Origin of the sequence: Brumimicrobium mesophilum (assembly GCF_003025005.1) — a bacterium.
Classification (GTDB): Bacteria; Bacteroidota; Bacteroidia; order Flavobacteriales_D; family Crocinitomicaceae; genus Brumimicrobium; species Brumimicrobium mesophilum.
On record NZ_PVSS01000002.1, the window covers coordinates 233,403 to 245,506 of the forward strand.

The following is a 12,104-nucleotide window of genomic DNA, read 5'->3' on the forward strand; positions in this document are numbered from 1 at the left end:
ATTCCATGATTATTTTGTAATAAATGACAATATACTGTCAGAATAAACTTCTAACCCCATAAAAGTAGGAACATCACTATGATTAGCTCCAGGCACTTCATTTTTCTGCTTCCAGCTTTCACTATGGTTTTTATAAACCGTTCTCCCATGTGATTCTATGGATAAAAAATCATCATTTATACCATGTAACCAATAAAAAGGTACCTCGCATTTCTTTATTTGCTCTGCATTTTCAATTTTAGTATTTACAAAATATGAAGCGGGCATATTTAAAATAGAGGCATCTTGAACCATTACAGAACTGCTTGCAAAAGGTGCTTCTAAAATCAATTTACTTGGACTCAAAACAAATGATTGATCACCAACTGATTTTGTTGCTGGAGCACTTCCTAGAGAATATCCATAAATTACTAAACGATCATCACTAAGTCCGTTGTTCTTCAACCACTTCATAGCTCCATTTGTAGATTCATACATATTTTGTTCTGTTGGCTCACCTTCTGAGAGTCCATACCCAGGATAGTCAAACATTAAAACACCAAATCTGCCTTGTTCTCCTAGATGGCTCAATAATTTTTGTCTGGGCCAATAATGATCCATATGGTCTTTATTACCATGACAATATAAGATTACAGTATCTGAACTAATCTTATTTAAATCACCTACAAAAATGGCTGAAATATTTAAATCTTCTCCTTCATCTTCTATTTGGTATTCAAAAAGGTGAATATCATTGTTAGGAACAAGATAATCTATTGGAATATCTAACGCTAACTCTCCTCCATAACTATCCAATTTATATTCTATAATTGAATTATCATTATTAAAAAGAAAACTATCGAGTCTTTTTCTACACGCCGTCAAAACGAACAGCGATCCAATGACACAAAAGATTTGTAAATTTTTCATTTGATTAAAATTTTCTAATTAAACCTAAATAAACCCCTGTTGAACCCTTATCCCCCGTTAAACTAACGTAATCCAAAACGATATTCTCATTTGAAGAGAATGGGGCAATCAACTTAACCTCAGTTTTTAAAGTCCATTTTTTCCAATTTAAATCATGTCCAATATTTAACATCGGCACAACTATATCTTGTTGTTTTTCGCCATGTGCTTTTACACCTTCTAATTCATACCACGTTCCTACACCTACATAGAGTAAATTAGATCTTTTTCTACCATTTTTAGTCAACAGATCCTCCTGTTGTTCTCCCTTATAATTGTATTTAAAGTAATAGTGAGCATCCAGTTGCGGCCAGAATTTGAAATTTTTCTCATATACGTCAAAGGCAGTATTGAATCCTAACATTGCAGAAATACCATGTTTTTGTCTTTTACTTTTCCAAACCCCATAAGTGGCTCCTGCTCCTATTTGAGCTACTCCGAATATTGCAGCAGTTGTGTACCAACTTCCATGAAGAGTCAATTTATCAGACCACCCATGCCCATAAGTAATAGAAGAAAAAGGTATAGGCATACTAGCCACATCTGGAATAGTAACCATTGGACCACCGACATCAATTGCAATTGCGTTCTCAAACTTTTTCAATGGTTCTACAAACTTCGCAGGTCCACAAGCACTAATTCCAACGACAAGCACCATAATTAGGCAGATTATAAATGTTGATCTCATCTTTCAAAAATAGGAAATTTAATTAAGATTAAGACCGTGGAGAATGTAATCTTTCTTTATACATTGGCTTTAATAGCCACATTTTAATGAGTTTATAATGATGTCTTGTCATTTCTAAACTTTTAAAGTCATATAAAAGATAATTTTGGTATTTTGTCGGATTGAAGAAACTATAAAAAGAAAATCTATGTTGAAAATCGATATGCATACTCACATCATTCCTAAAACCCTTCCAAACTGGACAAAAAAGTTTGGATATGGTGATTTTATCTTTTTGGAGGAAAGAGATGATGGGAAAGCAGATATGATGCAAGGAGGTAAATATTTCCGCACCATAAAAGAAAATTGTTGGGAAGAAAATCTGCGTATAGAAGAATATAAAGACTTTAATACATCTGTCCAAGTAGTTTGTACCATTCCAGTTTTATTTTCTTATTGGTCAAAACCAAAAGACGGACTTGAGGTTAGTCAATTTTTAAATGATCATATTATAGATTTAGTAGATCGATATCCAAAAAACTATATTGGATTGGGAACAATTCCTATGCAAGATACAGAGTTATCAATTCAAGAATTGGAACGTATAAGCAAATTAGGAATGAAAGGAATTCAAATTGGATCAAACATAAATGGCCTTAATTTAAGTGAAGAAAGGTTTTTTCCAATTTTCGAAGCGTGTGAGCGCTTAGGTTTAGCTGTTATGATTCATCCTTGGGACATGATGGGATTTGATGATATGAGGAAATATTGGCTTCCATGGTTGGTAGGAATGCCAGCAGAAACGTCGCGTGCTGCATGTTCCTTAATTTTTAGTGGAACTTTGGAGAAATTACCAAATTTAAGAGTTTGCTTTTCCCATGCAGGAGGATCCTTCTTATCTACGATTGGAAGAGTTGAACATGGATTTAATTGTAGACCTGATTTAGTAGCTATAGATAATCCAATTAATCCTCGTGAATACATTGGTAAATTTTGGATCGATTGTATTACACATGACATTGATATGTTAAAATACCTTTTAAAAATGCAGGGAAGTAAAAAAATATGCTTAGGTTCAGACTATCCTTTTCCTTTGGGTGACCTCGAAATTGGTAAATTTATTGAGGACAGTGATTTATCACAACAAGTTAAGGAAGATATTTTCGCCAACTCCACTGTAGATTGGCTTAAATTAGATAAGAATAATTACATTTAATATTAAAATAATAGAATGAAAAAAATTACATTGATTTTAATGTCAAGCACTCTCCTAATTCTAGGGTCGTGCGGCAATTCAAAAGAAAAAATGGATGACAAGGTTGAGCAATTAACTTCTGAAGTTATGCATCAAGATATGAGTAACGTAGATTTTTACGCAAATGCCAAGGATGAATCTTGGAAATTATCAGTTAGTTATAATGGAAAAATTGTTTTTACAGATACCAAAAACAATATTGCTTTCATTTCAGAAGATAACGAAAAGCAAGTTGCTCAAGGAGCAGATGTACTTAATATAAATGCTAAAAATGAGACGCATGTTATTCGTGTAAATGTTGATATCGCTGATTGTATGGCAACCGGTAAACAAGTGAACATCATGGTGAGAGAGATTAGCAAAAAAGAAGGATTTGACTATTCAGGATGTGGATTTTATCGTGGAAAGCCTCAACTTCATGACATTTGGGCTCTAAAAGAATTAAACGGACAACCTATAACAGCGGATCAATTTCCAAGAGAAGCTCCACATTTTGAGTTCAATTTAACTACAAAACGCATGAGTGGATTTGCTGGATGTAATCAAGTAAATGGAAACATTTCTTTTGGCTATAATAAAATGATTATTGATAAACTATCCTCAACTAGAATGTATTGCGGTGAAACTTCAAAAATAGAAGAAGAGATTTTAACTATTTTAGAAAGTGAACCGGTTTATGATCATCATAACTTAAATCTCACAATCGAATCCAAGGCAGGTAGTCTTGTATTAAAAAAAGTTGATTAATGGAAACAATAGATAAAACACCTGGTAAATTTGATGGAAAAGACTCAAATCTAGGCATGAAAGCAAATAAAGTTGAAGTTCAAAAAAAGCCATTTTGGAAGAAGCACTTTTTGAAGCTTTTTTTAGTATTGCTAATTATCGCAAGTCTCGTATGGGGTTTTATTAATAATAGATCCACCGTAAACACTTATGAAAAGCAGATTACTGAAATAAACACGACTCATGAAGAAGAATTACAATCTATAAAAGCAGAACACCTAAAACAATTGGTTAGCACTTTAGCTTTAGCGGTTCGAAGTGAAATGATTGCTGAAAACATGAACCAAGTAAATCAATATTTTGTTCAGTCTTTGAATAATGTAAAAGTTGAAAGATTGATTTTGGTTAACCAAAGCTCAGGAAAAGCAATATTAAGCACGAACAAAAAAGATGAAGGTACTATCTTTGGTATGAAAGAACTTGTTGGCGCCAAAAGTCCAATGACCAAAGTTTATGATGGTAAAACTTATGCTGCCACTCCGATTATGGGATTAAATATGCAATTAGGTGTGCTGATAATGCAAGTCGACTAGGTTAAATTTTAAATAAGCTTCAATTTTGTTTAAAAATATTATTAATCATCAAATGACCTTTTAATATTAAACATCCTCTTTATGAGGATGTTTTTTTTTAAAATTGCACTTTTTTTTGAAGTAATCAAGGAAAGTTAAACAAAATTATTAAAATTGGAATCATTCTTGCTTGACTATAACCAAACTTAGAAATTATGTATTTAAAAGAGAATAAAATACCGAAATGGAAGGTCAAGGAAGAGTTAATAAAAACTCAATCTTTTGATTCGTCATTGGCAGAATTAGGAACAAATGGTGAATTTTTGAACGCCAAAAAAGTTTCAAAAAAATTAAATAAAGTAATTCCTGACTCTTGTACTGCAGAATAGCTTTTTAATGACCCTGTAAAGGTTCATCCAACAGATAATAGTCAATAAATTCACGGACGCAACCTCGACCTCCTTTACTATTCAAAACTAAATCTACTTGTGCCTTTACAATAGGAACTGCATCTGATGGCGCAGCAGAAAAACCAACACTTTTCATCACGCCCATATCATTGATGTCGTCGCCTATAATTCCAACTTCTGACAAATCAATTTTCAAATTTTCACACCACCCTTTAAGAATATCGATTTTTAGATCTCTTCCAACATAGAGGTGTTCAATTTTCAAAAGTTCTGCTCTTGCTTTCACCATTTCCAGCTTAAAACCAGAAGAAATAATTCCTACAGCAATACCTATTTTTTTCAAGGCCATAATTGCCATTCCGTCTTTGGCATTGTATTTCTTTATTTGATCTCCGTTTTCAGTAAAAAACATTCCAGCGTCAGTCATAACACCATCTACATCCAAAATAAGTAATTTGATTTGCTTTGCTTTTTTAAGATCGACAGTCATATTATAAGAAAGTAAATTGGTTAAATCTACTTCATTTCTGTAGCAAAAAAGTTCGAGGGAACCTAAAGTCAATTTCTCGACTTTAGACACCTCGTTTTCTTTTAAAAATTGTGCTAAACTGCTATTATTCTTAATTAAAACAGCCTCTAAATTTTTGGATAATAATTTCATTATACGATGTTATAACCTACACTATTTGCAACAGGTTCGATTGCTGATTTCAAAGATTTAAATTGGTCATGAGTGAGTTGTTGAGCAGCATCTGACTTTGCAACCGAAGGATTTGGATGAGCTTCAATAATTAACCCATCAACTCCCATCGCAACACAAGCTTTCGCTAATCTTTCAACTCCATAACGGTAACCTAAAGCGTGACTTGGATCTAAAACAATTGGTAAATTTGTATATTCTTGCAAGTATGCAACTCCACAAAGGTCAAGTGTAAATCTCGTATTTGTTTCGAATGTTCTGATTCCACGTTCACATAAAATAACTTGATCATTTCCTCCTGCAAGAATAAATTCAGCCGCTTGAACAAACTCCTGAAGTGTGGAACCAAATCCACGTTTTAAAAGAACTGGTTTATTAATTTTGGCACAAGCTCGTAAAATCCCTTGATCATACATAGCTTTTGCACCAATTTGAATGATATCACTGTGTTCGATAACTTCATCAATATGTGTTGCATCTCTCACCTCGGTAATCACACTTAAACCATGCTCTTCTCGCATTTGAGCAAGTAATTTCAATCCTTCAAGACCTAATCCTTGAAAACTATATGGAGAAGTCCTAGGTTTATAACATCCTCCACGTAAAGTTGTCAACCCCATAGACTTGATCATCTTTGCACTTTCTTGAATTTGCTCCAAAGATTCCACAGAACAAGGTCCACCTATAAGAATTGTGTTTTTTGAATTCCCTCCTATTGTCAAATCACCGATTTTTACCTCACGTGTTTCCTTTTGGAACTCACGAGATGACAATTGCATATCATTAGCAAAAACCCAGTCCTGATCAACTTTGTCCGTAATAGATGATGGCACTTCTTTCAATGAAGAAGATGTAATTAAATGTTCACTTCCTTTATAAGTGATGTGAAAAGCTTTGTGCTCCTCTGCTAATTTTGCAGCATCTGCACTATTTACTGATGAATTTAATTTTAAAATCATATTTCTCCTTTAATTAAGTTAACAAAGGTAACAATTCCCTCTGCTTTTTTATTCTTGTTGATTACTGGCAAATACATTACCGGAAAACTCTTTTCTCGTACTAAATGTAGCATTTCATCCACGTTTGCTTCTGAATCGATTGTGATTGGATTACTGTTGACCATTTCTTTAACATGTAATCCAGGAATATTTTCAAAGTTATCAATCAAAGCTTTCCTCACATCTGCATTTGAAATAATCCCTTCGAAATTTTCATTTTTCTCAACCAAAGTAAATCCTTGCTTTCCATTGTCGATAGCCTCAAGAACTTCTTTAAAAGTCATTGTTTCAAAATCAACAACTGGGCATTCTTCTATTGGAATCATGAAATCTTTAATCATGAATCTAGATTGAATAGCACGTTTTGTTAAATCCATCAACGCGTGACCAACACTTGCACCTTTAAACAAAAAACTTCCAGAAACAGAAGAATGAACTCCCATATTTCTCAGAATGAATGAAACTTCTCCATTTACTCCACCATCAACATGGACGTTTTTATTGGGATACTTCTTTTTGAATGCTCTTATTTTTCTAAAATTTTCAGGATCAAAAACACCTCCACTTTGTCCAGGAATTGTTGCCATGAATAGTACAAAATCAAAAGAGCTATAATCATCGAAGGCAGCCACAGGAGTTGGTGTAATTAAGGCTAAACCTTTTTCACCCTTGATATCTTCAGGAATTTCCAGTTTTTCTGACAATTGTTCAAATTGAAAAGTCACATACTCCACAGGTTGTTTTCTTAACAAATCGAAGTATTTTTCTGGGCTTTCAGTAATGATGTGCAAATCAATCGGCATATCACACCAAGTTCTAATTTTCGCAATGTCATCAAAAACACTCACATCATCATTACAATCTACATGTAACAAATCAACTTGATGTGCTTCAAGGTCCAGAATAGTTTCTTTAAGCGTACGATTTTTATCAGAGTAAATAGATCCTGAAATTTTCATATAATTATCTTTTTATTATTGGTCGAAAGGTATTGTCAGTAATCAAAATATTCACTTCTTCAATAAAAACTTCCTTCTTAAGGTCCCTTTCTAAATCTTGTAATAATGCTTCCTCTTGAATGGTGAATGCATCTTTGTGGTACAATTCACGTTCGATAAGTTTAACTGTTATAGCATTATCTTCCCTTTCCAATTGAATAACTTGCTTTTTATCACCGATAAAGCCATTGTTTTTCCAATATCGCGCAAAGCTTATTGCTTTATCTTTATTAACCCCTTCAAGAAAATAAACACTTAAGTTTCCATTATCAATTCGATCTCCCATGGAGATTCCGCAAGCTTGAAAAAGAAAGACAACCAAGAATATAACAATCCAATTTCTCATGATGTTCAAAAATATAAAGATAATCTTAAAGGAATCCCTTTTGTGAAGGAAAAAGAAGGGAAAAATGCGAAATAGTTAGGACTATTTAAATTATAGAAATCCTCAAACAACCTCTCTTTACAAAAGAAATTAACCAAGGTTCTCAACACTAGCATTAATTTCTTCGAAAAGCTAATTGAAGTATTTAAAATCTGCTAAATTTACAGAAAAGAAGGAAAGTAAAATGAAGCTAATAAATAAGACATACATTGGCGCTAATGGCCGTGAATCTCTAATTGATTTTCAAGAACCAGATAGTTTAAACTATAAAAATATTGTTTTGTTTATTCATGGTTACAAAGGATACAAAGATTGGGGAGCTTGGAATTTAGTGCAAAAGTATTTCGTTTCAAACGGGATGGGTTTTTGCAAGTTTAATATGTCCCACAACGGAGGAACTGTAGAAAATGGCATTGATTTTCCAGATTTAGAAGCTTTTTCGTTAAACAGGTATTCTTATGAAGTTGAAGACCTTGAGCATGTGTTGGATTGGTTGGCAACAAAAGTAGATCTTAAGAAAAGAAATATTCACCTTATTGGTCATAGCCGTGGAGGAGGAATTGCTATTTTATCTGCTAAAGATCCTCGTGTAAAATCCGTTACCACTTGGGCGAGTATCTCTTCAATTGAAAATAGATTTCCCCAAGGTGATAAGATGAAAGCCTGGAAAGAAAAAGGATTTTATACGGTCAAAAACTCACGTACGCAGCAAGACATGCCTCACAAATATGTCATGTATGAAGATTTCTTAGAACACAAAGAGCAACTTGACATTGAGTTTAGTGCAAAAAATATTAATATCCCTACTTTACATATTCATGGTGATGCTGATGAAGCTGTTTCCTTATCGGAATCGGAGGATTTAGAATTATGGACGGGTGGGAAAATGATCATAATTAATAGCGCAAACCACACATTTAAAACTTGCCAGCCATATATTAATGAGGAGATGCCCAATAAACTGCATGAAGCTTGTATTTTAAGTCTTCAGTTTATAGAAGCTCAATAACAAAAATAAGAAAGATTAATATTTGAATATGCTAGAATCATTAAGGAAATCAGTTAGAAAAATGTCTTTAGGAGTTAAATTCATTGTCAGAATTATATATCCTGTATTAATTTATTTGATGTTCTTTTTTGTTTTTCATCTTAGTTTCAAAATTGAATTACAAACTGTACAAGTAGTTTTTATTTTATTATGGCTATTGATTGAATGGCAGATTTTCTTTAAGAAACCTATAGAAAAATAGAAACCTGTTCTCCTTGGTTTATTTAACCACAGTGTAAACTTCTCTATCAACATGAATCAAATAAATTCCGGAGGAAAGGAAATAACTATTGATCTTAGCTGAATTCTCATTAAAACCAACTTGAATTTTCATTCTCTTTCCGTCAATTGAATACATTTCAATCGAGGTAGAATTATTTACACCTTCAATTGTTATCTGATCTTGAAAAGGATTCGGATATACTTTTACGTTTTGGGAAACAGTGCTTTCTTCAATGTTATTTAGCGCACTGCCATCAGTAATATAGAAGTTATCAAATGCTGCGTTTGTAATATTATTTGTTGCTTCATAATTAGAAGTTTGAATAAAAATCTGCATTGTAGATGTAATGGTAATATAGTCTGAAAGTTTTCTAAAAATAGGAATCCAAGTAGCAATAGTGGGGAAATCATAACCTTGTAAATCCAATACCACGAAATCCGTTCCATTTGAAATTGATACTTGTAATGTGTCATTATATGGCTCAAATCCATAGTAATTAAAAAACCATCTTTCATAGTTCAAATATGGCTCTGTGTACGAAGTCAAATCAAAAACGGGTGAAATCAAGATCACCTCTCCATCGGTTATACTTTCATCAATAGTATTTCCTGTAATAAAACAAGATTCTCCACAATCATTTTGGGAATCGCTCAAAGGGGAAACACTGAACCCAGGACTTGCAACAAAAAATGGAACACCTCTTTCCCAATCTCCAGAAGCAGCCGTAGATGCTTCAGACCAGCCAAAATCGAATGAAAAGTCATCCATATATCCTTCCTCTAAAATCAAGGTTAACTCATTATCTACTGGTGAAAAAATAAAATCTTCACAATCAGTTATTTTACCCCAAGTTCCTGCAATTACATTGAAAGTATCGGCGTAACTAACACTTTGTATCGCTTCACCTAACCCATTGGTTTGCAAATCAAAAATCTCACCTTCATGAGATATTTTAACATCTGCTCCTAAAATTGGATTGTTGCTTTCATCCAAAACGGTAATTGTAATATCATACTGTGGCAAAGGAACCATTTGAATATCTTGAGTAACAACCATTCCAGTGGTTAAAGTTAAAGAGACCTCTTGAGTAACGAACCCATACTTTTCATATTTTACAGTATAAACTCCTGGTAAACCCTTTCCGGTTTTGTAATTACCATTCACTTTTGACAATTCAACTTGAACATCTCCTAAAATCGTTACTTCCACTCCTTGTATTGGATTTGAGTTTACAGCATTTGTAATTAAACCTTCAATTCTTGCAGCATAGTCATAATCGGAACCTAGAATAAAAAGTCCATTTTCTATGTCTGTTGCTAAAATAATTCCTGAGGCAAAATAAGGAAATGCACCCCAGTTTCCAATTGTAAAATCGGCTGTACCTGGATATGTATCATATCGTGCTACTTCCACCATGTTGCTAGGGTCTGATATATCATGAACTGTAAGTCCATCAGCATAATATGATGTGATGAGAAAATCACCTTTAACATGAACATTGTGAGGCACTACTCCACTTCCTGGACTCGACTGAATTCGATCCACTTCAACAATATTACTTGGATCCGAAACATCATAGGCCGTCAAGAAAGCTCTAGTAACCTCATCAGTTGTAAAAACAAAGTTCTCATTGTCAGTAGGCCAAATGTTATGAGCAAAACTTGATGGAGTAGTTTGAGTTCCCAAAATTACTGGATTTGCTTTATCTGATACATCAACAATTGTAAAAAAGCCATCATTAATATGCGCGGCATACAGAATATCATTGACTACAAATCCATCGTGCACGTACCAATTGTCATAAACTCCAACTTCAATTGGCGCCATAGGGTTGGTAAATAAATCTAGAATTATAGTTCCTCCATTTCCTCTGTTACTTCCAAAAATATAGCCATATCCATTCTCATCGATGTATAAATTATGCGCTGAAGACCAAAAATTTGGTAAACCGAAGTAATTGGTGGTATTCGTTATAGGATTTGCAGGAAGAGGTGACAAATCGATAATTAACAAACCATCATCAGCCTCTGTAGTAACATATGCAAAATCACCATTGGTTTTAATATCTCTCCAAACACTTGTTGACCCAGCGTGCCAATAAACCTCAACTGGATTTAATGGATCAGAAATATCAACAACACTTACACCTTTTTCGGCTCCAACTAAAGCATATTCGTTACCAAATTCATCGGTATAACCCCAAACATCATTTAATTCAGTGTTATGCAATGAAGCATAATCAACATGAGATAGAGAGTCTAAATTGAAATTTTGCGCCCAATTTGAGAAGGAAATAAAGAATGTTAAAACAATGAGGAATCTCATAGGAAATCTATTTTTTAAGGAAAAATATACTGTACATCAATAAAGTAGTTCCAATAATACCTTATTTTTTCCACAGTATGAATTTAGTTCAATTTTTTAAAATCATTGAACTCTTTGAAGGATAAATCAGGGTATTTATCTTTAAGTATACCAAATGCTGTTTTACCTGTATTCTTTTTTGGTTTAGGATAAATTATTTCAATAGAATAATTTGGTAAAGCATTAAAAATCAACTCTAATTCATAGCGCTTTTTATTCAAACTCGTTTCACTTAAATCAAAATCAATTCCCTTGATTATTTTCATCTTCTTTTTGTTGGCCAAATCGATTTTAAAACTAAGTAAAGAAGAAGGTATAAGTTCTGAGATTAAAATATCTCTATCCCAGGTTTTGAACCTACTGGACTGATAAAATGCTTTCCACTTTAAATGAAAAACAGGTCTTTTCTTTGGTAATATATTTATTGATTCACCGAAAAACGATTGCGCTAAAGCACTAAAAAACTGAGTATCCAACCATTCATTTATCGTTGTTGGCTGACTATAAACGATTGCATTTTTAGAATGCTTAGCAAGCACCTCCATTTGCTCAACAGAAAACACAGGATCAAAGAGTAAAAGTCCAGCTCCATCATTTCTGTGCATACCAACTTTTTCGAACAGAAATTTCAAGTGTCTTCTCACAGATAAAAATGTATTAGGATGTAATACTTTCTTCAACAAATCCAACCTGGCATTCGAAATATACATGAAAGGTCCTTCACCACCACCTGCCAAAAGTCCAATGCTTACCATTTCATCGGTGAGTGAGTTAGTTTTATAATAAATGACTGAATAATAAGATTCCATT

At 33.2% G+C, this 12,104-nt stretch carries 13 protein-coding genes; 5 read left to right on the forward strand and 8 right to left on the reverse strand.

From position 1 onward, the window contains the following. Positions 1-9: 9 nt before the first annotated feature. Together C6368_RS02715 and C6368_RS02720 are read right to left on the reverse strand one after the other, a co-directional pair. On the reverse strand, positions 10-909 hold the full coding sequence (locus C6368_RS02715) for an alpha/beta hydrolase (protein ID WP_107037645.1): 900 nt from the start codon (positions 907-909) through the stop codon (positions 10-12). A 4-nt stretch (positions 910-913) separates the two neighbouring features. After that, on the reverse strand, positions 914-1,636 hold the full coding sequence (locus tag C6368_RS02720; protein WP_159038394.1) for a hypothetical protein: 723 nt from the start codon (positions 1,634-1,636) through the stop codon (positions 914-916). Positions 1,637-1,823: 187 nt separating this feature from the next. On the opposite strand from C6368_RS02720, the gene C6368_RS02725 reads away from it, so the two are divergent. The 4 genes from C6368_RS02725 to C6368_RS17205 all read left to right on the forward strand — a co-directional run bounded on the left by C6368_RS02725 (position 1,824) and on the right by C6368_RS17205 (position 4,557). After that, positions 1,824-2,831: an amidohydrolase family protein gene (locus tag C6368_RS02725; protein ID WP_199851580.1), complete on the forward strand. Its 1,008-nt coding sequence runs from the start codon at positions 1,824-1,826 to the stop codon at positions 2,829-2,831. 15 nt (positions 2,832-2,846) lie between these two features. Then, positions 2,847-3,617, forward strand: a complete 771-nt coding sequence (locus tag C6368_RS02730; RefSeq protein ID WP_107037647.1) for an META domain-containing protein — start codon at positions 2,847-2,849, stop codon at positions 3,615-3,617. Beyond that, positions 3,617-4,189: a hypothetical protein gene (locus C6368_RS02735; protein WP_107037648.1), complete on the forward strand. Its 573-nt coding sequence runs from the start codon at positions 3,617-3,619 to the stop codon at positions 4,187-4,189. Before C6368_RS02730 ends, C6368_RS02735 begins: the two co-directional genes overlap by 1 nt. A 194-nt stretch (positions 4,190-4,383) precedes the next feature. Beyond that, positions 4,384-4,557 carry a hypothetical protein gene (locus C6368_RS17205; RefSeq protein WP_159038395.1) on the forward strand — a complete coding sequence of 58 codons (174 nt, stop codon included), beginning with the start codon at positions 4,384-4,386 and terminating at the stop codon, positions 4,555-4,557. A gap of 4 nt (positions 4,558-4,561) precedes the next feature. On the opposite strand, the gene C6368_RS02740 is transcribed toward C6368_RS17205, so the two are convergent. The 4 genes from C6368_RS02740 to C6368_RS02755 are packed head-to-tail and all read right to left on the reverse strand — an operon-like array spanning position 4,562 to position 7,620. Then, positions 4,562-5,239 carry a KdsC family phosphatase gene (locus C6368_RS02740; RefSeq protein WP_107037649.1) on the reverse strand — a complete coding sequence of 226 codons (678 nt, stop codon included), beginning with the start codon at positions 5,237-5,239 and terminating at the stop codon, positions 4,562-4,564. Further along, positions 5,239-6,237 (reverse strand): 3-deoxy-7-phosphoheptulonate synthase, encoded by a 999-nt coding sequence (gene aroF / locus C6368_RS02745; RefSeq protein ID WP_107037650.1) that lies wholly within the window; start codon positions 6,235-6,237, stop codon positions 5,239-5,241. Before aroF ends, C6368_RS02740 begins: the two co-directional genes overlap by 1 nt. After that, positions 6,234-7,235 carry a CBS domain-containing protein gene (locus C6368_RS02750; RefSeq protein ID WP_107037651.1) on the reverse strand — a complete coding sequence of 334 codons (1,002 nt, stop codon included), beginning with the start codon at positions 7,233-7,235 and terminating at the stop codon, positions 6,234-6,236. Before C6368_RS02750 ends, aroF begins: the two co-directional genes overlap by 4 nt. Positions 7,236-7,239: 4 nt before the next feature. Beyond that, positions 7,240-7,620 (reverse strand): hypothetical protein, encoded by a 381-nt coding sequence (locus C6368_RS02755; RefSeq protein ID WP_159038396.1) that lies wholly within the window; start codon positions 7,618-7,620, stop codon positions 7,240-7,242. Positions 7,621-7,795: 175 nt separating this feature from the next. Between C6368_RS02755 and C6368_RS02760 the strand changes: the two genes are divergently transcribed. After that, positions 7,796-8,668, forward strand: a complete 873-nt coding sequence (locus C6368_RS02760) for an alpha/beta hydrolase family protein (RefSeq protein WP_107037653.1) — start codon at positions 7,796-7,798, stop codon at positions 8,666-8,668. A 259-nt stretch (positions 8,669-8,927) separates the two neighbouring features. On the opposite strand, the gene C6368_RS02770 is transcribed toward C6368_RS02760, so the two are convergent. Both C6368_RS02770 and C6368_RS02775 read right to left on the reverse strand, forming a co-directional pair. Continuing rightward, positions 8,928-11,255 carry a choice-of-anchor B family protein gene (locus tag C6368_RS02770; RefSeq protein WP_107037655.1) on the reverse strand — a complete coding sequence of 776 codons (2,328 nt, stop codon included), beginning with the start codon at positions 11,253-11,255 and terminating at the stop codon, positions 8,928-8,930. Positions 11,256-11,338: 83 nt separating this feature from the next. After that, on the reverse strand, positions 11,339-12,103 hold the full coding sequence (locus C6368_RS02775; RefSeq protein ID WP_107037656.1) for a hypothetical protein: 765 nt from the start codon (positions 12,101-12,103) through the stop codon (positions 11,339-11,341). Between the last annotated feature and the right edge of the window lies 1 nt (position 12,104).